The sequence below is a fragment of the Paraeggerthella hominis genome, assembly GCF_021044775.1.
In the GTDB taxonomy this organism is placed as follows: domain Bacteria; phylum Actinomycetota; class Coriobacteriia; order Coriobacteriales; family Eggerthellaceae; genus Paraeggerthella; species Paraeggerthella hominis.
In genome coordinates this window covers 113896-138996 of record NZ_JAJNOQ010000005.1, presented here as the reverse complement: position 1 = coordinate 138996, position 25101 = coordinate 113896, and the positions used below count along the sequence as shown (strand labels likewise).

Sequence of the window (25101 nt, the reverse complement as noted above, 5' to 3'; positions counted from 1 at the left end):
CTGAAGCGCCGTGGACCTGTTCCTTGCATCCGTGCCCGCCGCTGACGAGAAGCTGCTCGCCAAAGCGGCGCTTCCCTTTGCGACGCCGGCGAAGCGCGCCCGCATGGAGCGTTGCCGCGTTGCGCAGCAGCGCGCGGGCATGGCGCTCGCCGAGGTTCTGCTTGCGTGGGCGCTGCATGAAGAGCGGGGCGTGAACTTGCGCGCCGTTGAGCGCTTCGAGGGCGATTGCGGAAAGCCGTTCGCGCGCTACGCTGACGGCTCGGTCGAATTCAGTTTGAGCCATTCCGGATCGTACGTCCTGGTCGGGATCGATGATGCCCCCATTGGCGTGGATATCCAGCAACGGCGCCAGGCGGACGAGCGGCTTGCGCGCAAGGTTATGGACGCGGCCTCGTTCGAAGCATGGCTGGAATCTTCCGACAAAGCAACGCTCTTCTGCGATTGCTGGGCTCGCATGGAAAGCGAGTTGAAGTGGTGGGGAGTTGGAATCGCGGGTCTTGGAAGGGCCGATCTTGTTCTTCCGGAAGGCGTGTCGTCATGCGCGGTTGATGCTCCTGCCGGGTATTCGGCTTCCGTGTGCGCTGCGTTGCCGAAACCCGCCCCGTTGCGGGCGTCTCCTCGAACCGTGCAGATTGAGGAGTTGCTTGCTTTTGCCGAAAGGGAAGGGCTGTGATCGTGAAGCAAAACGAGGATACCCGTAGCGCGTTGCCGTTGCCCGATGCGCCGGCGCGCGCAAGCAGAAACGAAGGAGCGTCCCTTATGGCAGGTCGGTATCCGTTGACTCACCCGCAGAGCCGCATTTGGCATGTCGAGCAATCGCATCCGGGAACCAGCATGTGGAACAACGCCGGTACGCTCAAGATTCGCGGGCGTCTTGATTTCGATTTGCTGGACAAGGCCATTCAGCTGTTTTTGGAGGCGAACGAGTCTCTTCGCTTGCGCATCTGCCTTGTCGACGGCCAGCCCATGCAGTATGTGGCTGCACATCGGCCCGTACATATCGATCGACTGGATTTCAGCTCCACGGGCGTGAAGGGGCTGTACGAGTGGGATGTTCGTCAAACGCAGGCGCCCATGTCGCTGATCGACAGCCCCCTCTATTACTTCGCTTTGGCGAAAACCGCTCCCGACGAGGGGTACCTGTACGCGAAGATGCACCATATCATCTCCGACGGCGTGTCGTTCGTGGTGTTCGCAAACGAGGTCATGGACTGGTACGACATGCTTTTGCGCGGGGAAACTCCCGTGCCCCGGCCTGCAATTTCGTATCTCGATTACGTCGAGGAGGAACGTCTCTATCGGGAATCCAAGCGATTCGCTTACGACGAGGCGTACTGGCTCAAGCGGTTCTCCGACTTCTCCGATGCCACGTTGCTCAAGCCTCGAACGTCGGACTGCTTTGCAACGAAAGCGAAGCGCAAGGCGTGCGTGCTTTCAGCTGAGCTTTCCGCGGCGGTGCGGGGCTTTTGCAAAGAGCATCGCGTGTCGGTGTTCGCGTTGCTGCTGTCCGCGTTTTCCGTGTATCTGAATCGCGTGTTGGGGAAAGAAGACCTGGTCATAAGCGCTCCTGTATCGAACCGCACGTTCGCGGGGTCCAGTGAGCGTTTCGGTATGTACGTGAGCACGGTGCCCGTGCGGGTGGCGGTCGACAACGAGCGTGCGTTTTTGGATTTTGCCGAAGGGGTGTCCAACGAATGGTTTTCCGTTCTCAAGCATCAGCGGTATCCGTACGACGTGCTCATGGAGAAGATTCGCGAACGTCGTCCCGACATCGACCAGCTGTACGATATTTCCTTATCGTACCAGGTGGGGACGTTCGAAACGAAGAAGCGCTGCTTCTCCTACGAAGGGCGTTGGCATTTCAGCGGGCATCAGGCATCCTCGCTCAACATTCACTGGAACGATCGCGAGAACAACGGGCGCTTCGTGCTGGATTACGATTACCTCTCGCCCCTGTTCGCGGCGAAGGAAGTTGATTTCATCCACGAGCATTTGTGCAACATCGTAGCCGATGCCGTTGCTCATCCCGAAAAGCGGCTTTTCGAGCTTGCCATGGTTTCTGCGGAAGAGCGAGACAAGGTGCTGTACCGGTTCAACGACACCGATGACGGTTTCGAGCGAACCGACCTGGTCAGCCTATGGAAGCGCCGCGTTGCCGAGGGTCCCTGCGAACCGGCGTTGACCTATCGCGGTCGAAGTTGGACGGCGGCCGATTTGGACCGGGCCTCCGACGAGGTTGGCAACGTGCTCGCGAACGCGGGGGTTGCGCCGGGCGATGTGGTCGCGCTTGCGTTGCCGCGAAGCGACGTCTACTATGCGGCCATGCTGGGCGCCCTCAAGGCGGGCGCGGCGTTCATGCCCATTGATCCCTCGCTTCCCGAGGAGCGCGTTCGCTATATGCTGAACGAGTCGGGCACGCGGTTTGCGCTGGTTGGACCAGGGGATTTAGAGGACCGACAGAAGGGGGCGCTTCTGTCGGTCCCCGTGGCCTCGTTGCGCGCCGAGGAGCTTGTGCGGCGCGTTTCCTGCGTGCGATCGGAGGCGGCCGCGGGGAAGGGCCGCTGCTTGGAGGGTGCTGCTTCGGAAGGGATCTGCGTTGCGCGGCGCTTTCCCGATCCCGGCCAGGCGGCGTACCTCATCTACACGTCGGGTTCGACCGGCACGCCGAAGGGCGTGGTGGTCGAACATGCGCAGATTGCCCACTTCGTGCTGTCGATGCGCGCGGTGTGGGGTCGCACCCCCGGCGGCAGGATGCTGTGCGTGGGCCCGGTGTCGTTCGACATCAACATCATGGAGGCGGCTGTCGGCTTGTTCTCGAACCGTACGCTCGTGGTGGCCGACGATCGGCAGGCCGACTACCCCGACGATCTGTGCGCGCTTATGGGGAAAGAGCGCGTGGACCTTATGATGGTCACGCCGGGGCGCATGGAGATGATCCTTTCGGCCCAGGCGGGCGCTCATGCTCTGCGAGGGGTTCGGGAGATCGGATTGGGAGCCGACGTGCTTCCGCCCGAGCTGCTGCGGCGCATCCAGCAGGTTACGTCGTCGTGCGTCACGAACTTCTACGGACCTACCGAAGTGACGATCGCGGCCACGTGCTGCGACGTGACCGGCCGTGTCGACGTCAACATAGGTCGGCCCATGAACGGCGTGCGCGTCTACATTCTGGACCCGCACCTCAATCCGGTTCCGATTGGCGTTCCAGGTGAGCTGTACGTTGGGGGCGCTGGCGTGAGCAGGGGATACGTTGCGCGTGCCGAGCTGACGGCCGAGCGCTTCGTGCCGTCTCCCTTCGTGGAAGGGGAGCGTCTTTACCGCACGGGCGACGTGGGCCGCTGGTATCCGCTTGGCGAAATCCAGTTTCTCGGGCGCATCGACCGCCAGGTGAAGATTCGCGGGTACCGCGTTGAGCTGGGAGAGATCCAGAACAGGCTGCTGCAGTTGGAGGGGATCCGTTCGGCGGCGGTGGTGGCGCACGACGAGCAGGACGGACGCAAATCGCTGTGCGCGTACGTGGCGGGGGACTGCGTGCCCCCTGCTGCGCGGATGAAGGCGCACCTGTCCGAATCGCTGCCGTTCTACATGGTTCCCTCGTGCTTCGTGGAACTCGACGAGCTTCCTCTTACGACAAGCGAAAAGCTTGACGTGCGTCGTCTCCCCAAGCCTCAACGGGAGGCGGTGGGCGCGCGCTCGTTCGAAACCGATACTCAGCGAAAGCTCGCGGAGCTGTGGGAGGGCATCCTGGGGGTGGGTTGCGTTCGTCCCGACGATCACTTTTTCGAAATCGGCGGGGATTCGCTGTCCATCGTGCGCATGATAGCCGCAGTGGCCGATGCCTTCGATGCGAACATCGATTTGGTGGACGTGTACCGCGACCCGACGCTTGCCGCCTGTGCCGCGCTGATCGATCGGGCGGAGGCCAGCTACTGCAAGCCGGTGAAGCCCGTGGCAGCGCGCCGTTACTATCCGGCCACGTCAACGCAGCAGCGCATGGTTTTGGCGGCAAGCGAGGCCCCTGATTCCGTTGCTTACAACGTGCCGGCGTTGTTCGTATTTGAAAGCATGCTCGACGAGGACCGGCTCAAGGCCGCCTTGGAAAAGCTGCTCGCTCGGCATGCCGTTCTGCGCACGTCCCTGCACGTGCGTGACGGCGCGATCGTGCAACGGGTTCATCGTTCGGTCGAGGTGCCGTACGAGTCGGTTGCGTGCGCCGACGCCCGCATCGCGGCATGCGCGAAGCGGCGCGTTCGGCCCTTCGACGTTTCAAGCGCTCCGCTCATGCGGCTTGTCTCCATTCGAACGCCCCGGCGGCATGCGTTGCTGTTCGACTTCCATCATGCCGTTTGCGACCAGGCGGGGCTTCGGATCGTGCTCGACGACTTCGCCGCTTTGTACCAGGGGGACGCGTTGCCTCCTCTTGCCGTCGATTACAAAGATTGCGCTGTTTGGCTGGAGGGGCGCCTTGCCTCGGACGCTTTGGAGCAGCATGCGGCGTATTGGCGCGAACGGCTTTCCGGTGACCTTCCCGTGCTGGCCCTGCCCACCGAGCGCCCTCGAACGGGCGAACGGAAGGGGGCAACGTGCGAGGCGCGCATCGCCGCGAGCGCGCTCGCATCGTTGCATGCCCTTGTCCGCTCCCAAAAGGCAACGATGGCCACGGCGCTCATGACCGTGTTCGGGCTGGTGCTTTCCCGTACCGCCTTGCAAGACGAGGTGGTGATCGGCATGCCCGTGGAAAACAGGATGCAACCCGCGATGCAGCATACGGCGGGCGCTTTCATCAACACGGTTCCGGTGCGGTGCGCGTTTTCGGGCGGGCAGACCGTCCGTGCATGCTTCAACGCGGTGCATCGCGCTTTGAGCGAAGCCGTTTCCCATCAGGATTATCCGTTCGAGCGCATCGTGACCGATGCGGGGGCCGCGCGTCAGCGCGGGCGCAACCCCTTGTTCGATGCAATGCTCGTGTTCGGGAAAGACCAGGTGAACTTGACGCTTGAAGGCGTATCCGCAACGCCTCGGTTCGTGGACGTTGCAACGGCGAAGCTCGACGTGACGCTGTTCGCCTACGAAGCGGCGGACGGCCTGACGTGCAGATTGGAGTACGATCGAAACCTGTTTTCCGCTGCAGCAGCGCGGCGCATGCTCGATCGTTTCGTCCATACCGCAGCAACGCTGTTCGAGGCTCCCGACGAGGGCGTCGCGCGCGTGAGCGTGCTGCCCTTGGAAGAATATCAGCTGGTGACAAGCGGGTTTGCGGGAGATAAGGTGCCCGTTCGCAACCGGCCTCTCTGCGCGTGGGTGGAAGACCTTGCCGACCAGCGCCCGTGCGACGAAGCCGTTGTGGCCTCGGACGGTCGGCTGACGTTTTCCGGGTTGGATCGGCAAGCTGACTGCATCGCATGCGCTCTTGCCGAAGCAGGGGCAGGGCCCGGAGCACTGGTGGCTGTCATGATGCGTCGCAGCGCGGCGCTGCTTCCGGCTTTGTTCGGCGTTATGAAAGCGGGCGCTGCTTACGTTCCCGTCGACCCGACGTATCCGGCTGATCGCAAGGCGCTCATGCTGGCCGATAGCGGGGCGCGCCTTGTGCTGGTCGATCGCCAGACGTGCGACGCCTGCCCGGAGGTCCCGTCCGCCGCGGCAAGGGTGGTCGTCGAGGATGCGCTTCTTGCGCGCGCCTCGTTGGATTCGGCGCAGGCTCGCAACGAGCGTATGCGCAGGTGCTCCGATGCGAAGCCGGACGACCCTGCGTACGTCATCTACACAAGCGGGTCGACCGGGGTGCCGAAGGGAAGCCTTCTTACGCGTGCGGGCGTGGCGAACCTGCGCGATGCTATGGCTTCGTGCATCGGCTACCGTCCTGCATGGACCGCGGTCTCGGTGACCACGATGTCGTTCGATATCTTCGTTGCGGACGCGCTGCTTCCCTTGACGTACGGCTGCCGTATCGTGCTCGCCGACGAAGAGGAACTTCGGCAGCCTCGTTTGCTGGCCGGTCTTATCGAGCGCGAACGGGTCGATTTTCTGCAGGCGACGCCCTCACGCATGCAAATCATGGTGCGCGACCAGGCGTTCGTCCAAGCGGCTTCGCGGCTTTCGACCGTGGTGCTGGCAGGAGAGAAGCCGCCGCTTCCGTTGGTTCGAACGTGCAAGCGCATCATGCCCGGCGCGCGTCTCAAAAACGGGTACGGCCCGACCGAGGTGACCGTGTACACTTCGTTTCAGGATATGACCGACTGCGCGTACGTGAGCATTGGGCGGCCTATCGCGAACACGCGCGTCTACGTGCTCGACGAGGCGCTGCGGCCTGTTCCCGTGGGAACGTACGGGGAAGCCTACATTGCCGGAGCGGGAGTGTCGCCGGGCTACATCGGCCGCCCCGATCTGAACGAGTCGCGCTTTCTCCCTGATCCGTTTCACGAGGGAGGCGTTATGTACCGATCGGGAGACGTGTGCCGTTACGACGAGCACGGCGAGCTGTTCATTGCGGGGCGCGTCGATCATCAGGTGAAGGTGCGCGGTTTGCGCATCGAGCCCGGCGAGATCGAAGCGGCCCTGTGCGCTCTTGACGGCATCGCCGAAGCCGTGGTGGTGGCGCACGGGGCGGGAGAGCGCAAGCAGCTGGTTGCGTACTATACGGCGTCCGAGCCGCATGAGGTTTCGCGGTTGCGGTCTGCGCTTGCGGCGCAGCTCCCTTCGTTTTTGGTGCCCGCGCGCTTCGTTTATCTCGAGGCTCTGCCCGAAACGGCAAACGGAAAGGTGGATCGCGGGCGCCTTCCCGATCCGGACGCGAGCGCTTGCGCGACGACGGCCGAGCCTTCCCGCCCGCTTTCCGGCGCGCCTGCGAAGCGGGCGTATTCGGCCGAGGAACGACGGCTCCTGCGCGCGATCGAGCACGTCCTGGGAGTGCGCGGCGTCAGCCTGACCGACAACGTGTTCGATCTGGGAGGCGACTCCTTGGCGGTCATCTCCATCCAGGCACGGCTCGCCCCGCACGGGTGGACGCTGCGCACGCAGGATTTCTACGATGCCGATACCATCGGGGATCTGCTCGCACGTGCACACATGCCTGGCGCGAAGAGCGTTTCCGAGCATCAGCAGAACACGGGCGGAAGCGCATCGGATCGTCGTTTGGCCGATCGAAGCGAAGCGGCGGCATCGGTTGCGCGCAATGCGGCAGCGGCTTGCGAAAAGCCCGTTGCCGCATGTTCTCTCGACCGTGTGCTCGTAACGGGAGCAACCGGGTTTCTGGGCGCCCATGTGGTGGCGGAGCTTTTAGCTGCGGGCGCGGGGGAGGTGCTTTGCCTGGTGCGCGCCGCCGACGACGTCGAGGCGCAGGTGCGCCTCGATCATGCACTGGCAGCTTACGGGATGGACTTTGCCCCTGCGGTCCGCGCCGTGCGTGGAGACGTGTCGAAAGACGATCGCGGTTTGGCCGCGTCGCTCGGTGCGATCGACGCGGTCTTTCACTGCGCGGCCATCACCGACCATGTTGGTCGGCGCGAGGAGTACGAACGCGTCAACGTCGAGGGCACGCGTCGCATGCTGGAGCTGGCCGCTATGCTGGAAGCGCAGTTCATGCACGTGTCGACGATGAGCGTGGCCGGCAGGGGCGGTGCGCTGTTCGACGAGCGATCGTTCGACGTGGGGCAAGACGTCGATTTCAACGAATATGCTCGAAGCAAGTACCGGGCTGAGGCCGTCGTGCTCGACGCTTTCGCGAAGGGCGCTGCGGGTCGCGTGTTTCGCGTGGGGAATCTGACGGGCCGCGCTCGTGACGGGGCGTTTCAGCGCGACGTTCATCGCAACGCCTTCGCGATGCGCCTTGCCGCTTACGCCCGTTTGGGATGCTATCCTGAAAGCCTGGCCGAACGGTTCGAGATGACGCCCGTCGACTCCTGCGCGCGCTCCATCGTGCTTTTGGCAACGTGCGACTCGCATTGCATTGCGCACGTATGCAGCGATCGGCAGATCGACGTCAAGGAGCTTGCCGCGCTTTTGAGGCGTTGCGGCCACCCTGTTGAGCCGGTGTCCGACCAAGCGTTTGCCCAGTGCGTTTCCGAACGCCTGAACAGCGAGTTCAAAAGCTTGTTCGGCATCGTTCGGGATGTTGTGGAACGCCCTGCCGTCCAACCCACCGAGGCGTCGGTGGCGGCCACGTGCGCTGCGTTGCAGGCGAAGGGCTTTTCCTGGCCGGACCCCGATGCGGCGTACTTCGCCCCTTACTTCGCTCAGATTCAAGCCGCCGTCGAGGCTTCGGGCCCCGTTCGAGAAAGGAGCTAACGTGGACGCTGCTTCCGCAATCGTGTTGACGGTGGTTCTCATCGCGCTGGTCGCCATGCTGTGCTACGTGGCGTTCGCCAAAGAGAAGAAAACGCTTCACTACCTGTTCATCACCATCATCATCGAGCTGATCGTATGGAATACGGCGGTGCTCGGCGGCAAGTACGTTGCCGCCGATCCAGGGCTTTCCGTGTTCGTTGACAACTTCGCCTACTTTGGGGCCGCATTTGTGCCGGTCACCATGCTGCTGCTGGGTTTGGCGTACCAGAAAAGCTTCAAAGGCTTTTCGAGGGCTTACGGGCTGCTGTTCGTGTTTCCCGTTATCACGATGGTTGTGATATTCACGAACGACTTCCACCATCTTTTCTACCTTTCGTACACGCCGGGCGTGGGGTACGTGCAGGGACCGTACTTCGTGTTCTACGCCCTGTATTCGTACGCGTGCCTGTTCACCGGCATGGGGCTGCTGTGCTATACCGCCATCAAAACCTCGGGCGTGCTTTCGCTTCAGGCGCTGCTCAACGTTGCGGCTGCGCTTATTCCCACGGTCACGAACATCTGTTACACGCTGCACGTCCCCGGCTTCTACGTGTACACTACGCCGGTTGCGTTCACCATCACCGTGCTGCTCTACATTGTGTCGCTGTTTCGATTCGGCTTCCTTAAAACCGTTCCCATTGCCACGCAAACCGTCATCAATCGCATTTCGGACTGTTTCGTGGTCATCGATCGCGAACTCCGCATGCTCGATTGCAACGAATCGTTCACGCGCCAGTTCTACGATCGATCGAGCGCCCAGAAAAAAGCGAAGCTCGACGATTTGCTGATCGGCATGGGATTGTCCGCCGACCAGGTTGTCTCCGTTCGTTGGAACACTGCGGTTGCCTTCGAGTCCGGCCGTTTGCAAACGGCCGACCTTGCCGTCGAAACGGGCGAAGGTCCTTTGTTCTACACGGTTGAGTACACGCCTTTGTCGGAGAGCTTGTCGTATCCGGCGCTCGTGCTGTTGTTCAAAAACGTCACGCAGCACGTGCTTGACCTGCAGGCGCTGCGCGACAATCAAGACATCCTGCTTGAGCGGGAGCGCTTGGCTTCGCTCGGGCAGATGATCGGCGGGATCGCGCACAATCTCAAAAGCCCCATTTTGGCTATTTCGGGAGGAATCGACCAGGTGCAATGGCTGGTGTCGGAGTATCGCGACTCGGTAGGGGACCAAGAGGTTACCGACGACGACCATCGCGAGATCGCTCGCGATATGGACGAGTGGCTTGCGAAGATGAAGATCCAGCTTTCGTACATGTCCGACATCATATCCACCGTCAAGGGGCAGGCAGCCCAATTCAGCGAGGACTCCTCGCATCCGTTCACCGTTGGCGAGGTGCTGAAGCGAACGCAGATACTCATGCAGCATTCGCTCGTGAAGGGCGGATGCACGCTGGAAACCGAGGTGAACGTCAATCGTGAGCAGGTGGTGTTCGGCGACGTGAACAGTCTTGTCCAGATTCTAGATAACGTCATCGACAATGCCATCCATGCGTATAATGGGGATGGTGGCACGATTAAGCTGAACGTGGAGCCGGTCGAGGACGGCGTGCGGTTCTCCGTTTCCGATCAAGGGGCGGGCATTGCGCCCGACGTTCAAAAGCTCCTGTTCAAAGAGATGACGACAACAAGGGGCAAGCATGGGACCGGGCTTGGCCTGTACATGTCCTACAGTACGGTAAAAGGCATGTTCCGCGGCAGCATGTGGTTCGAAACACAGCCGGGCGCGGGCACCACGTTCTTCATTCAGATTCCTTTGGCAGGAAAGCGAGGGTAGCATTGTATGCGCAAGCGGCGTAGTCGGGAGGTTTCCGAGGAATACCGTATTATGGTCGTCGATGACGAAGAGGGGATCATCGACACCGTTGTTGCCATGGTGAATCGCAGCGGATACTGGTGCAAGGGGTTCACCAATCCGCTTGAAGCGCTCGAGGAGCTTGAGCGCGAGCACTACGACCTGCTCATCCTCGACTATTTTATGCAGCCCATTCACGGCGACGAGGTGGTCGAGCGCATTCGCAAGACCGATTACGAGCTGTACATACTTCTTCTGACCGGGCATAAAGAGCTTGCGCCGCCGGTGAGCACGCTCAAGTCTTTGGCTATTCAGGCGTATTGCGAGAAAAGCGACCGCACCGACCAGCTGCAGCTGTTGGTGGAATCCGGCGTCAAGTCCATCAGCCAGATGCGCACCATAAAGCAGTTCCAGGAAGGGCTCAACAGCATTTTGGGTGCCGTCCCCAAAATCTACCAGCTTCAGCCCATCGGCAACATACTCGAGGAGATTCTTCGTCAGATCCTGCCCCTGGTCAACGGCGAGGACGCGTTCATTCTCATAGACGAGCTGCCCGAGTCGTTCGATCCTGCGGCGGGCGCGGGCTCTCAAGAGCGCAAGAGCATCTTCTGCGGCATCGGCGCGTACCGCGGTTCGGTGGATTCGTTCACCAGCCTTTTGGATCACGATCTCATGGAGGCCGTCGGCCGCGCGCGCACGGATTGCGCGCTCGTGCATGCTCCCGAGGGCGTGGTGCTGCCGCTGTGCGACGAGCAGAAGCGCTCGCTCGGGGTGATTTACGCGCGCAACGTGTCGAGCGAGTACGGCATCAAGCTTTTGGAGATTTACGCCCATCAAGCTGCATCGTCTATCAGCAACGCGTTTCTGCATTCGCTCGTCAATATCAAAAACGAAGAACTGCATGACACGTACGCGCAGCTCAAGCAGCGGTACATGGATACGGTCGAGGTGCTGCGCCTGGCGGTCGACGCGAAAGACGAGTACACGCGCGGCCACTCCGATCGCGTGGCAGCCTTGGCGGTGGAGATCGGTCGAGCGTACGGGTTCGACGCCGATGCGCTCGAAGAGCTGCGGGTGGCCGGCCTGTTCCACGACATCGGCAAGATCGGGACCGCCGACGACATCCTGCTCAAAACCGACACGCTCGACGATGCCGAGTACGAAGAGATCAAACGTCATCCCATGAAGGGAGCCATGATCTTGTCGGCCGTGTCGATGTTCGAGAGCATTGTGCCCGTGATCAGGCACCATCACGAGCGTTACGACGGACGGGGCTATCCTGACGGCATCGCCGGTCAGGACATCGAGCTGAACGCGCGCATTATCGCGGTGGCGGATGCGTTCGATGCCATGACCTCGGATCGCCAGTACCGGGCGCATCTTTCGTTCGAAGACGCGGTGCAGCAGCTGCGCGACGGCGCGGGCACCCAGTTCGATCCCTCCGTGGTCGATTGCATGCTTCGCCTGATTGAGACGCAGCCGAGAATCTTGCACATCGTGTGTCGTTAGCTTGCTTTGGCGCGCGGCGTTCTGGCGTATCCAGGCGCGCGCCGTGCTCGTCGGCCTTCTGGCAGGCGGGCGGGCGCGCCGGTTCACCTGGATGTCGGCTTTGGTGCGTAATTAAGTAATTGTAATTCTGAACTGGGCAAACGATAAACTTTACAGAGTTTTAACCCGCATCCGACATTCCTTTGATGCTTCAACTTCATCATGTTCTTTGCAACGGGCCGGAAGGCCCGTACTACTGCAACGAGCAATGCGCTCGAGGGGCGCATCGAAGGAAGGAAGAGCATGAAGAAGCGTTTGGTTATGGCGGTGAGCGCGGCGGCGCTGGCGCTGGGTCTGTTCGGGTTGTTCGGCTGCGCGTCGGGCGACGGCGGTGCGGCTGACGGCGAAAGCTCGTCGTCTCCGTCGGGCGCGGTTTCCGTGTACTCGCGCGAGGACGGCTCTGGCACGCGCGGCGCGTTCGTCGAGCTGCTTGGCATCGAGGAGAAGGACTCGAGCGGCAAGAAGGTTGACATGACCACGCCTTCGGCGGCCATCACGAACTCCACGTCCGTCATGATGACTTCCGTGTCCGGCGACAAGAACGGCATCGGGTACATTTCTCTGGGTTCCCTGAACGACACGGTGAAGGCCCTTGACATCGATGGCGCCCAGCCCACGGCCGAAAACGTGAAGAGCGGCGAGTACAAGGTTGCCCGTCCCTTCAACATCGTGACGAAGGACGGCCTGTCCGACGTGGCTCAGGATTTCGTGGCTTACATCATGAGCGCTGACGGCCAGAAGGTCGTCGAAGAGAACGGCTTTATCTCGGTTGCCGACAGCGCTTCCGCCTACAAGGCTTCCGGCAAGTCCGGCAAGATCGTCATCGCGGGCTCTTCTTCGGTGACTCCGGTCATGGAGAAGCTGGCCGAGGCTTACAAGGCGCTCAACTCCGGCGTGACCATCGAGGTGAACCAGTCCGATTCCACCACCGGCGTCAACATGGCTACGGAAGGCACCTGCGACATCGGCATGGTCTCCCGTGAGCTGAAGGACTCCGAGACCGGCGTCAAGGCGACGGTCATCGCGCAGGACGGCATCGCCATCATCGTGAACAACGGCTCTACGGTGGACGGCCTTACTTCCGATCAGGTGAAGGGCATCTACACCGGCCAGCTGACCACGTGGGAAGACGCGCTGGCCTAAGGGCGAGCGACGTAATCGAGTAGGACTCGCATGTCTCGCGTACACATCAAAGAAGGCATTGCGAAGGCGCTGTTCGTAGCTGCCGCGGGGATCTCGATCCTCGCGGTGGCCCTTATCTGCGTCTTCCTTTTTGCGAACGGCGTACCGGCTATCGCGCAGATCGGCCTTCCGGAATTTCTCTTCGGTACAACGTGGCGTCCGGCCAACGATATCTACGGCATCTTCCCCATGATCGTGGGCAGCGTATACGTAACGGCGGGCGCTATGGTGGTGGGCGTCCCTACGGGGCTTCTGTGCGCCATCTTCCTGTCCCGCTTCGCCAGCGGCAAGATCGCGGCGGTGCTCAAGCCGGGCGTGGAGCTTTTGGCGGGCATTCCGTCGGTCGTGTACGGCTTCTTCGGCCTGGTGATCATCGTGCCGTTCATTCGCGCTAACGCCCCGGCCGACGCTCCGGGCAACGGTTTGTCCTTGCTGGCGGCTGCCGTGCTTCTGGGCATCATGATCCTGCCCACTATCATCACCGTCGCGCAAAGCGCGCTCGACGCCGTTCCCAAGAAGTACTACGAAGGGGCGCTTGCTCTGGGCGCGGACCATGAACGTACGGTGTTTCGCGTTATCGTGCCCGCCGCCGTGTCCGGCATCATGGCCGCGGTGGTGCTGGGTGTGGGCCGCGCCATCGGCGAGACCATGGCCGTCATCATGGTCGCCGGCAACCAAACGCTCATTCCCGAGAGCATATTCAGCGGCGTGCGCACCATGACGGCGAATATCGTGCTGGAGATGGGCTACGCCGCCGATCTGCACCGCGGTGCGCTTGTTGCCACCGGCGTGGTGCTGTTCGTGTTCGTCTTGCTCATCACCATGTTGTTCAACGTCATCAAGAAGCGGGGTGAGATGAGGTAATGGCACCGAAATTGACTATTGCCTACGAATCCGGCGATGCGAGCCCCGTTGCGCCGTCCAATCCAAACGACCGCATCGACGCCTTGTTCGCAGCCGCGGAAACCCGCCATGGCAAAACCCGCCGCATCGTATCCGCCCTTCTGCGTTGGGTGGTGTACTTGGGCGCGTTGGTCACAGCCGCGGTGCTCTTGTTCCTGGTGGGCTATATTCTGGTGAACGGCGTACCGTACCTCACGCCGAGCCTGTTCGCATGGGAGTACACGTCCGATAACGTCTCGCTTATGCCGGCGCTGGTGAACACCCTGGTCATGGCTGGTCTTTCGCTGGTCATGGCGGTGCCTGTCGGCGTGGGGTCGGCAATCTATTTGGTGGAATACGCGAAGCGCGGCAGCAGGTTCGTGCAGATCGTGCGCACGACCACCGAAACGTTGCAAGGCATTCCCTCCATTATCTACGGCTTGTTCGGCATGCTGTTCTTCGTGACGGCCCTGCAATGGGGGCTGTCCCTTATGGCGGGCGCGTGCACGCTGGCCATCATGGTGCTTCCCGTGGTCATGCGCACCACCGAAGAGGCGCTGCTGGCCGTTCCCGACGCCTATCGCGAAGGCGGTTTCGGCTTGGGGGCCGGTCGCCTGCGCACGGTGTTTCGCTGCGTGCTGCCCACGGCCGTTCCGGGTATTCTGGGCGGCGTTATTTTGGCGCTCGGCCGCTGCGTCGGCGAGGTGGCGGCTCTTATCTTCACGGCGGGCTCCATTGCTCAGATCCCCAATTTCCTGGATGCGGGCGCCATGGCCGTGTTCGATTCAACGCGCACGCTGGCCGTGCACATGTACGTGCTTGCCAGCGAGGGCCTGCACGTGAACGAAACGTACGCTACGGCGGTGGTCTTGCTGATCATGGTGGTGCTGCTCAACTTGATGGCCACCTTCGCCGCGAAGAAGATGAACAAGGGAGGCAAAGATGATTAATGCCACGCTCGAAAAGACCGCCGATCAGGTGATCGTCAACCCCACCTACATGCCCACCGCTCAAGGTCAGGCTGCGGACCGTCGCGCGAAGGCCAAGGCGCCGTCCAACGCTCCCGCCAAAATGAGCGTGCGCGACCTTGACCTGTACTACAAGGACTTCCATGCGCTGAAAAGCATCAACCTGGATTTTCCCAAGAACCAGGTGACGGCTCTTATCGGGCCGTCCGGCTGCGGCAAGTCCACGCTGCTCAAGTCGCTCAATCGCATGAACGATCTGGTGGAGGGCTGTCGCGTTGAAGGCGAGATCGCCCTCGACGGCGAGGACGCGTACCGTTCCATCGACGTGAACAACCTGCGCCGCCGCGTGGGCATGGTGTTCCAGCAGCCCAATCCCTTTCCTATGAGCGTGTACGACAACGTGGCGTTCGGGCCGCGCACGCACGGCGTCAAAAACCGTGCCGACCTGGACGAGATCGTCGAGCAGAGCCTGCGCGACGCCGCCATCTGGGACGAGCTCAAAGATCGCCTGAAGAAGAACGCGCTGGGCTTGTCCGGCGGACAGCAGCAGCGCCTGTGCATCGCCCGTGCGCTCGCCGTTCGTCCCGAGGTGCTGCTCATGGACGAGTCCACCAGCGCGCTCGACCCCATCTCCACGGCCAAGATCGAGGACTTGGTAGGCGAGCTCAAAAGCAAGTACACCGTCATCATGGTTACGCACAATATGCTGCAAGCGCTGCGCGTGTCCGACAAAACGGCGTTTTTCCTGCTGGGCGAGATGGTGGAGGCTGGCGATACCGACGACATCTTCACCAACCCGAACGATCCTCGCACTGCCGACTACGTCGCTGGGCGGTTCGGCTAGGCCGAGCGGCGTGCGAGGCGGCCGGCGATTGGGCGTTCCGGCCGCCTTTCGCGTGGGGGCGAGACGCCCGCGCGAGGGCGTCTCGTGCGGAGGCGACCCGCGTGCGGAGGGGCCGCCCTTGCGGGGCTGCCTCGTGCGGAGGTGACCCGCGTGCGGCTACTCCGCTTTCGATCGCAAGGACCGTCTCGCCCCTGCGCGGGTCCCGGCGTCGGCTCTGCCGTGGACGCCGCGAGCTTTTTGCGCCGGGACCCTCGGGCTGCTCGGCCGTTTCGACAGCGGATGCCGCAAAACTTGGTACAGAATCACGGGCCTGCGCTCCTTGAGCAGCCCATTACTTGCGGTTATTTTGAGCGCTTGCATCAACAGGCCAGGTCATCGAAGCTCGACGGATTCGGCGGTTGCTGAAGGCGCTTATCCAAGAGCGCAGACCCGCGATTCCGCGCCAAGTTCGGAGGTTTCCGCCGCCAGAAGAGCCTCCTGCCCGTTCGCAAACCTCGTCCCGCTCGGCTGCGCGGACGCCGTGGGGCGACCTTGGGGTTCGGCGAGCTGCCGAGGGCATGACCCCTGCACCACTTTACGCAAATTTGACTCGCTCGTTGCCCCGTTGGCAAGCACGCTGCTTTACAATGGGCCGAAACGACCGAAGCTGCCACCCGGGAGCCATCAATGATTTACTACGTAGAAGACGATACCAACATCCGCGACCTTACGGTGTACGCGCTCAAGCAGGCGGGATTCGAGGCCGAGGGGTTCGCTGCGGCCGGCGAGTTCTTCGCAGCCTGCCGCGAGCGCGTGCCGGAGCTGGTTCTTTTGGACATCATGCTGCCCGAGATCGACGGGTTGGAAATCCTGCACATGCTGCGCGAGGACGCCAGCACGAAGCATCTGCCCGTCATGATGCTTACCGCCAAGGGAACGGAGTTCGATACCGTGTGTGGGCTCGATGCCGGCGCCGACGATTACCTGGCGAAGCCTTTCGGCATGATGGAACTGGTGTCGCGCGTGAACGCGCTTATGCGTCGCGCCTCCGCGCCGGCGGTCATTCCCGATGACGACATGGCATGCGGCCCGATCGAGCTGTGCGTTTCGGCCCATACGGTGTCGGTGGACGGTCAGCCGGTCACGCTCACGCTCAAGGAGTTCGACCTGCTGCATACGCTCATGAAGAACGCGGGGCACGTGCTGTCGCGTCGGCAGCTGCTCGAGGACGTGTGGGGCATGACGTACGTGGGCGAGACGCGCACGGTGGACGTTCATATCCAAACGCTGCGCCAGAAGCTCTCGGCGGTTCGCGAAGGCGCCGATTCCTGCATTAAAACGGTGCGTGGCGTTGGCTATTGCATCAAGCAGCCTTCTTAAGCTATGAGTCCCACGCATTTTACGGTGAAGAGCCTTTCAGGGAAAATCTTCTCGAGCGTCCTTGCGTTCACGTTGGGCATTATCTTGGTGCTGGCCGTGGTCATGACCACCATTTATTACTTGTCCTACGAGCACGACGCCGAGGCGGAAATCGCCGCGAACGCGCAGAACGCCGCCACGTATCTGAACGCCACGCCTACGTCGGCCAACCTTCCTGCGCTCGAGGAGCAGTTCTCGGGGCTGACCCGCTACACGCTGATCAGCGCGGACGGAACGGTGCTCTTCGACAGCGCTGCCGACACGTCGCACATGGACAACCATGCCGACCGCCCCGAAGTGCAGGAGGCTGCGAAGTCGGGCGAGGCCGTGACCATGCGTTATTCGGAAACGCTTGGAACCGACACCGTGTACGCGGCCGTGAAGCTTGACGACGGCACGTTCGTGCGCCTGTCCGAGACGCGTCATTCGCTGTTGTCGTTTCTGGGCGACATGCTCATGCCGGTTCTGGTGGCGCTCGTCATCGCCGTGGCCTTGGTGTTCTTGCTGTCCAAAGAGCTTACGAAGCGCATCATGAAGCCTATCGATGCGCTCGATTTCTCCAGCCCGCTCGAAAACGAGATCTACGAAGAGATGGACCCGTTGCTTATTCGCATCGACGAGCAGCAGCGCCAGCTCAAGCAGCAAAACCGCGAGCTTGCCGAGGCGGAGAACATGCGCCGTGATTTCTCGAGCAACGTGAGCCACGAGATGAAAACTCCCTTGCAGGTTATCTCCGGCTACGCCGAGCTCATGAAGAACGACATGGTGCAGCCGGCTGATCGCCAGAAGTTCGCCGCGCTCATCTACGACGAGGCTCAGGCCATGCGCTCGCTCATCAACGACGTGCTGACCTTGTCGAAGCTTGACGAATCGGCGTTCGGCAAAGAAGGCGCGTCCGTGATCGACCTGCACGGCGTGGCGCAGCGCGTGGCGGGGCGCTTGTCCAGCTTTGCCGCCGACCAGAACGTGAGCGTGAGCGTTGAGGGCGGTCGCGCGTGCATTGCCGGAAGCGAGACGCTCGCAGAGGAAATGCTCTACAACCTGATCGAGAACGGTATTCGTTACAACCATGAGGGCGGAAGCGTGACCATGTCGGTCGGGCTGGAAATGGTGAAGGCTCCCCGCGTTTCGGAGCGGACGGGGCGGATCGAAAGCCCTTCTCAGCGCCACGCTGCAAGCGAAGGCCAGCCCCTGGTCCAGAAACAGGCGGTTGTTCGGGTGACGGATACGGGTCCGGGCATTCCCGAGGAGATGCACGACAAGATCTTCGAGCGGTTCTTCCGCGTGGACAAAAGCCGGTCCAAGGAGACGGGCGGCACGGGCCTGGGCCTTGCCATCGTCAAGCACGCGGTCATCCACCACGGGGGAACGATCACGGTGGAAAGCGCCGAAGGCAAGGGGACTACCTTTGTGCTTCGGTTCCCGGCGGAATAGCGTCGAAGGCGGCCGGTGGCGACGCTGAAGGGGTTGGCGCCGGGGCGGGGAAGTCGAACTGATCCTCGTGCGGGGCGCACGAGGATGCGGGCGGTTCCGCGCTCGAGAAGATTGCCGAGTCAGTGATTTTGCAAGAAGAAAGCCCTACCCCCGGCCAGAAGGATGAACCCACCTCAAAAGGTGGGTGCTCGCAGTTCGCTTCCTGGCTTTCGCATCGACGGATGCGAATCTCCATTCCACGCACTATCTTGAGCTCCCTCGTGTATTAGCATCGGTCCATCGCAAAGTATGGCTTCGAGGGCAGGACCTGTACTTGAGTATATGGGCATCGAATGCAAAATAAAGTCTTGACATATATTTTCATGAAAAGGATCTCGAAAACAGCAGAGCCTGATTCGAAAAGCAGCTTCTAGGCAAACAAGCGTTCGCATGGTACCATACGAACCATGGATACCTTATTTACAGCAATGGAGAACGAACGGAAGTCCCAAGTGGCGCCTCTGGCGGTGCGCATGCGTCCGCGCACACTCGAAGAAGTGGTCGGGCAAGAAGAGGCCGTCGGTCCGGGAAGCTGGCTGCGCAACGCGATCGAGCAGGATCGCCTGAGCTCGGTTATCCTGTTCGGACCTGCGGGAACGGGCAAAACGTCGCTTGCCCACGTCATCGCGGAAACCACAAAGGCAACGTTTGTGGAGGTGTCGGCCATCGGCGGAACCGTTTCGGACCTCAGGCGCGAGATCGACGCAGCCGAAAAGCGCTTGTCCATGAGCGGTCTGCGCACCATCCTCTTCGTCGACGAGATCCATCGTTTCAACCGCAGCCAGCAAGACACCTTGCTGCATGCGGTGGAGGATCGTGTGGTGGTGTTGGTGGGCGCTACCACGGAAAACCCGTTTTTCGAGGTGAACTCGGCGCTGATCAGCCGTTCCCGGGTGGTCGAGCTGCACGGGCTGTCCGACGAGGAGATCGTTCGTCTGGTGAACCGTGCCGTTGCGGACGAACGGGGCCTGGCAGGTCTTTACCGGCTCGATGCCAAGGCGCTGCAGGCGATCGTGCTCCTGGCGGGAGGGGACGGGCGCACTGCGCTCACCACGCTCGAGCTTGCGGCGGGCATGGTGGAGCCGAGAACCTCGAAGGCTCCGGCCACCGTTTCGGAGGAAGCTGTGCGTGCCGCCACGCCGCATCGCGCGCTTCCTTACGACAAGAACAAGGACATGCACTACGACGTTATTTCCGCGTTCATCAAATCCATGCGCGGAAGCGACCCCGATGCCGCCCTGTATTGGCTTGCCCGCATGATCGACGGGGGAGAAGACCCCAAGTTCATTGCGCGCCGCATGTTCATCGCTGCTTCCGAAGACATTGGAAACGCCGATCCTCAAGCGCTGCTTATTGCCGAGGCGGCGTTCAAATCGGCCGAGGTGATCGGCTATCCCGAATGCCGCATCAACCTGGCTCAGGCGGCGATCTACTTGGCCCTCGCCCCGAAAAGCAACGCGGCCGAGGCTGGCATCGACGCCGCGCTGGCCGAAGTGCGCAACGGCCCTCTGCGCAACGTGCCGGACCATTTGCGCGATCGGCACCGTCCGGGATCGGAGCAGTACGGCGTGTACAAGTACCCGCACAGCTATCCAAGCGGGTGGGTTGCCCAGCGCTACCTGCCCGACGGCTTGGAGCGGGGGTGCTTCTATCGTTCCAGCGACCGCGGATGGGAGGCGTATCGCAGCGAAGCCGCTGCTCGGGATCGCCTTTCTTCAGGAGAAAACCCCACGTCGCGCGAAAGGTAACCGATTTCCAACTCCTGTGAACGAGGGGTGGAAAGGCGGAGTGGTCTCGTTAGAATCAAAACCGATCGTGCTATAGTGTAGGCTTCGGAAACAGGAGGCTTCTCGTGGAATTCAGCGAACTTATCAACGTGGCGTTGCCGGTTGTCTACGTGATCGTCGGGGCGCTTCTCGTATGGCTGGCCGTCGAGTTGATTATGACGGTGCGCAAAGCGCGCCAGACGGTCGAGGACCTGCACAAGCAGGTCGAGCCCACCCTTGCAAGCGTCGAGCGCATAACCGCGTCTTTGGAGCCGGTGGCGGCGAAGGTCGATCCGCTGGTTGACCGCGTGTCGCTGACGGTGGATGCCGCAAACCTTGAGCTTATGCGAGTCGATCAGATTCTCGAAGACGTAAACGAGATCACCGACACCGTGTCCTCTGCCGTCGAGGCTGTCGATACGGTGACGAACGCCCCTATGGAGCTGGTGAACTCCGTTACCAACCGCGTGCGCAGCGCCTTCAAGCCGCGCCGCGCCAGCGACGAATCCGTTGCGCTCGGTCAGGCGAAGGCCGAGCAAGACGCGCGGTTCGAGCAGGCGTCGAACGCGTCCGTGACGCAAACCGCCGCCGCTGCAACCCAGGTGGTCAAGGAAGCGGCCGTCACGGCAGCCAAAGCCACGCAGGAAGCGGTGGCCGAGCAGCGCGAACAGCGGGCTGAGCAGCGCGTCCAGCGCGAGGAGAAGGCGGCCGCCAAGAGGGCGGTTGCCGAGAAGACGGCCGAAACCGCCGCCACCATGGCCGATGCGGTGACCGCTTCCGTCGACGAGGATGCTGCAGCTGCTCCCAAGTACTTCACTTACGACGGCGCCCCTCAGTCTGCGGATTCTCAAGGTGCGTCCGCTCAGGATCGCTAGGATCGGCAGACGCGCGAAGGAGCATGCCCTGTGGATATACCCAAGATCGAGTTGGAAGCGGCTGATTCCGCCGTGAAAACCGAGAAAGCGAAACGAAGCTTTCTTATGGTATGGACGGCGGTCGGTGCTATTCTGCTAACCGGCGTGGCCGTGTACCTGTTCAACGTCTTGAGCGTGCCGGTGGGCATCGTTCTCTGGTCGGTCATCATTGTGTTCTGCCTGCGCGGCCCGGTGAACAAGTTGGAGAAGCTGGGCGTTCCGCGCATGTGGGGGACCACGATCGCCTACGTCCTCATGTTCGCGGTGCTTGCCGTGGTGTGCCTGCTCATGTTCTCGCCGGTGTTCGGCGTGGGCGACCAGTTCGTCAACCTTATCGAGAGCATCCCCACGTACGTCAACGACATCATCGCCTGGGGCAACGTCGTGTACACGCAGTATTCCGACATCCTTGCGAATGCCGATGTCCAGCGTTACCTCGAAGATGCGCTCAATGCGCTGGGCACCTGGGCCTCCGACTTCGCGAAAAGCAGCGCAACCGGCGTGGTGGCCGTGGGCACGGGCGTGGTCAACAGCTTGGTGGCCATCGGCTTTTCGCTGGTCGTTGCGTTTTGGATCCTCATGGAGCTGCCGGCGCTCGGTCGCGAGAGCATGCGCCTTGCTGGTCCGAAGCACGCGGAAACCATCGAGATGCTTCACGTCACCTTTACCCGCGTTATGGGCGGCTACATCAAGGGCACGCTTTTGCAGTGCGCCATTATTGGCGCGGGCTGCGGCGTCGTGTTCGGCGTGCTGGGCGTTCCCAACTACGCGGCTCTTGGCGGCATCACCGGTCTGCTCAACATCATCCCCATCGTGGGTCCGTGGCTGGGCGGTGCCCTGGCCGCCATCGTCGGCGTGTTCGTCAGCCCGTGGATCGCGCTGTTCGCCCTGGTGGCGACTATCGTCATCCAGCAGGTCGTCTACACGTTCGTTTCTCCCAAGATCATGGCGAACTCCGTGGACGTGCACCCGGCACTCACCTTGATCGCGTTGATGGCGGGCTCCGCCATCGGCGGGGCTATGAGCGGATTCATGGGATCGCTCGTGGGCATGCTAGCTTCAATTCCCGCCGTGGCCGTTGCGAAGTCCGTTTTCGTGTATTATTTCGAGAAGCGCACGGGACGCCCGTTGGTGAGCCAGGACGGCGTGTTCTTCCAAGGAACGCCCGCATTGGACGGCAAGCTGGATCCCATTGCCGATGCAACCTCGCCGCACCCCGACGTGTCGGCGGCGTTCGAACGCGTTGAGCAGCGCAAGGCCGAGTCCTCCAATCGGGCTCGCCACCACAGGAAACACTGAGCGTCGGCCGTACGCGGCGCCAGGCTTTAAGACAGGCGAAGATAGAAAGACAGACAACCCTATGAAGTACATGACCAGCGCGGAGATCCGTGAAAAGTACCTGAGCTTTTTCGAGGAAAAGGGCTGCAAGCGCTGGCCCTCGTCGTCCCTGATCCCGGACGATCCGTCCCTTCTGCTGACGAGTGCCGGCATGGTGCAGTTCAAGCCTTACTTCCTGCAGCAGAAGCATCTGGAGGCTCCGTACATCGGCACCACGACCGTGCAGAAGTGCGTGCGCACCAACGACATCGAGATCATCGGCACCACGGGTCGTCACCAGAGCTTCTTCGAAATGCTGGGCAACTTCAGCTTCGGCGAGTACTTCAAAGAGGAAATGTGCGCCTGGGCTTACGAGTTTTCCACCGAAGTGCTGGGGCTTCCGGCCGATCGTCTGTACTTCACGGTGTTCTTGGACGACGACGAGACCATCGAGATCTGGAAAAAGCTCGGGGTTCCCGACGACCATATCTCGCGCTTGGGCGAAGAGGACAACTTCTGGCGCGCTGGGCCTACCGGCCCGTGCGGCCCGTGCTCGGAAATCTACTTCGACCAGGGCGAGGAGTTCGGCTGCGGCAGCCCCGATTGCGCGCCGGGCTGCGATTGCGATCGCTTCCTTGAGTACTGGAACTGCGTGTTCACCCAGTACGACGGCCAGGAAGACGGCACGCTCAAGCCGCTGCCCAAGAAAAACATCGATACCGGCATGGGCCTTGAGCGCATGGCCGCCATCATGCAGGGCGTCCAGTCCAACTACGAGACCGATGTGCTTCGCAGCTTGGTGGCCGTGGGCGAGAAGCTGACCGGCACCGTGTACGGCGAGGATCCGGCGGCGGACCTGTCTTTGCGCATCATGGCAGACCACAGCCGTGCCGTGGCGTTCATGATCGCCGACGGCATCCTGCCTTCCAACGAGGGCCGCGGCTACGTTTTGCGTCGCTTGCTGCGTCGCGCCGTCATGAAGGGCCACCTGCTGGGCCTGGACAAGCCCTTCTTGAACGATTACGTTGACGAGATTGTGAACCTTATGGGTCACGTGTATCCCGAGATCGTGGATAACCGCCAGCTCATGGGCCGCATCATCCTCTCCGAAGAGGAGCGCTTCGGCGCGAACCTGCGTCAGGGCCGTGCCTTCCTCGATGACGCCCTTGCTGAGCTTGAGGGTACGGTTTTGCCGGGCGATCAGGCGTTTACGCTGCACGACACGTACGGTTTCCCGGTGGAGGTTACGCGCGAGCTGTGCGAAGAGCGCGGCATTCAGGTTGACATGGACGGGTTCGGCGTGTGCATGGAAGAGCAGCGCAACCGCGCCCGTGCAGCCAACACGAAAGACGCCGAGGCGGCATGGTCCACGTACGGCGGCGTGATGGCCGAGATCTTGGAGGCCGTAGGCCCCACCGAGTTCGTGGGCTATACGAAGAACGACGCCGACGCGCGCGTGCTGGCCATCGTGAAGGACGGGCAGCAAGTGGATGCGCTCGCCGCAGGCGAGGAAGGTCGCGTGGTGTTGGACGTCACGCCGTTCTACGCCGAGAAGGGCGGTCAGATCGGCGATACGGGCGTGCTAGCGAAAAACGATGCCCTGGCGGCGGTCCTCGATACGAAAGAGCCCGAAAAGGGCCTGATCGCGCATAGTGTGAAAATGCTGGAAGACGCGCCGGAGGGTCGTATTCAGGTGGGCGACACCGTTCGCGCCGCCATCGACGTGCCGCGCCGCGAGCGCATCCGTCGCAACCATACGGCTACGCATATCCTACATTGGGCGCTGCGCGAGGTGCTGGGCGATCACGTCAAGCAAGCTGGCAGCCTGGTGGCTGAAAACCGCCTGCGCTTCGACTTCACGCACTTCGAGGCCATGACGGCCGAGCAGATCGCCGAAGTCGAGCGCTTGGCCAACCAGAAGGTCATGGAGAACCACGCCGTGCGCGCATACGAGACGTCGCTGGCTTCGGCTCGCGAAGCGGGCGTTATGGCGCTGTTCGGCGAGAAGTACGGCGAGTTCGTGCGCGTGCTCGATATCGAGGGCTTCTCCCAGGAGCTGTGCGGCGGCACGCACGTGTCCGCTACCAGCGAGATCGGCTTCATCAAGGTGACCAGCGAATCGAGCGTGGGTGCGAACCTGCGCCGCATCGAAGCAGTAACCAGCTTCGATGCCTTGGCGTACATGAACCGCGTGGAGGCCGAGCTCAAGGAAACGGCGGAAGAGCTGCGCGTTCCACTGTTCGACGTGGGCGAGCGTACGGCTGCGAACATGAAGCAGCTCAAGGAGCTGCAGGGCAAGCTCAAGCGCAATCGCCAGACCGTGGCCGACGACGGCATCACGAAGCTGGTCGACAGCGCGGCTGCGGCCAAGGGCGGATACCCGGTTATCATCGGGCGTCTGGGCGAAGCCGACGCAGGTCAGATGCGCAACGGCTGGGATGTTCTGCGTGCGCGCATGGCTGCGCCGGGCGCTGCGGTGCTCGCTGGCGAAAAGGACGGCACTCCCATTCTGCTGGCTGCCGGCACTCCCGAAGCGGTGGCTGCCGGATTCGACGCTGGCGCTGTGATCAAGGCTATCTCTTCGAACATCAAGGGCGGCGGCGGCGGAAAGGCCGCCATGGCTCAGGCCGGCGGCAAGGACGCTTCCGGCATCGACGCGGCCCTCGATGCCGCGCGCGAGATGCTGCTGTAA

Annotated in this window: 14 protein-coding genes; all 14 read left to right on the top strand. The window is 62.0% G+C overall.

Annotated elements, in window-relative coordinates; translation table 11 throughout:
• Positions 1-10: 10 nt before the first annotated feature.
• The 14 genes from LQE90_RS07245 to alaS all read left to right on the top strand — a co-directional run bounded on the left by LQE90_RS07245 (position 11) and on the right by alaS (position 25101).
• Entirely contained in the window at positions 11-673 is a 663-nt protein-coding gene (locus LQE90_RS07245; RefSeq protein WP_216529045.1) for a 4'-phosphopantetheinyl transferase family protein, read from the top strand.
• Positions 674-759: 86 nt separating this feature from the next.
• Complete coding sequence (locus LQE90_RS07240; RefSeq protein ID WP_216529046.1) at positions 760-8280, top strand: non-ribosomal peptide synthetase; 7521 nt, start codon at positions 760-762, stop codon at positions 8278-8280.
• Between the two features lies 1 nt (position 8281).
• Positions 8282-10099, top strand: a complete 1818-nt coding sequence (locus LQE90_RS07235) for a histidine kinase N-terminal 7TM domain-containing protein (protein WP_216529047.1) — start codon at positions 8282-8284, stop codon at positions 10097-10099.
• A gap of 51 nt (positions 10100-10150) precedes the next feature.
• Positions 10151-11626, top strand: a complete 1476-nt coding sequence (locus tag LQE90_RS07230) for an HD domain-containing response regulator (protein ID WP_216529048.1) — start codon at positions 10151-10153, stop codon at positions 11624-11626.
• Between the two features lie 282 nt (positions 11627-11908).
• Positions 11909-12808, top strand: coding sequence for a substrate-binding domain-containing protein (locus LQE90_RS07225; protein ID WP_114566532.1), 900 nt, complete (start codon positions 11909-11911; stop codon positions 12806-12808).
• 30 nt (positions 12809-12838) lie between these two features.
• Positions 12839-13711 carry a phosphate ABC transporter permease subunit PstC gene (gene pstC, locus LQE90_RS07220; protein WP_114566533.1) on the top strand — a complete coding sequence of 291 codons (873 nt, stop codon included), beginning with the start codon at positions 12839-12841 and terminating at the stop codon, positions 13709-13711.
• On the top strand, positions 13711-14679 hold the full coding sequence (pstA, locus tag LQE90_RS07215; RefSeq protein ID WP_216529049.1) for a phosphate ABC transporter permease PstA: 969 nt from the start codon (positions 13711-13713) through the stop codon (positions 14677-14679). Before pstC ends, pstA begins: the two co-directional genes overlap by 1 nt.
• On the top strand, positions 14672-15541 hold the full coding sequence (gene pstB / locus LQE90_RS07210) for a phosphate ABC transporter ATP-binding protein PstB (RefSeq protein WP_114566535.1): 870 nt from the start codon (positions 14672-14674) through the stop codon (positions 15539-15541). The genes pstA and pstB overlap by 8 nt, the downstream gene beginning before the upstream one ends.
• A 666-nt stretch (positions 15542-16207) precedes the next feature.
• The gene (locus LQE90_RS07205; protein WP_114566536.1) at positions 16208-16900 is read left to right on the top strand and encodes a winged helix-turn-helix domain-containing protein; all 693 of its coding nucleotides are present in this window, start codon (positions 16208-16210) and stop codon (positions 16898-16900) included.
• Positions 16901-16903: 3 nt separating this feature from the next.
• The gene (locus tag LQE90_RS07200; RefSeq protein WP_114566537.1) at positions 16904-18373 is read left to right on the top strand and encodes a sensor histidine kinase; all 1470 of its coding nucleotides are present in this window, start codon (positions 16904-16906) and stop codon (positions 18371-18373) included.
• A gap of 446 nt (positions 18374-18819) precedes the next feature.
• Complete coding sequence (locus LQE90_RS07195; protein ID WP_216529050.1) at positions 18820-20160, top strand: replication-associated recombination protein A; 1341 nt, start codon at positions 18820-18822, stop codon at positions 20158-20160.
• A gap of 104 nt (positions 20161-20264) precedes the next feature.
• Positions 20265-21053, top strand: coding sequence for a DUF948 domain-containing protein (locus tag LQE90_RS07190; protein WP_216529051.1), 789 nt, complete (start codon positions 20265-20267; stop codon positions 21051-21053).
• Positions 21054-21083: 30 nt separating this feature from the next.
• The gene (locus LQE90_RS07185) at positions 21084-22391 is read left to right on the top strand and encodes an AI-2E family transporter (RefSeq protein WP_231088243.1); all 1308 of its coding nucleotides are present in this window, start codon (positions 21084-21086) and stop codon (positions 22389-22391) included.
• A 61-nt stretch (positions 22392-22452) separates the two neighbouring features.
• A complete protein-coding gene (gene alaS, locus LQE90_RS07180) occupies positions 22453-25101 on the top strand; it encodes an alanine--tRNA ligase (RefSeq protein WP_216529052.1) in 2649 nt (882 codons plus the stop codon).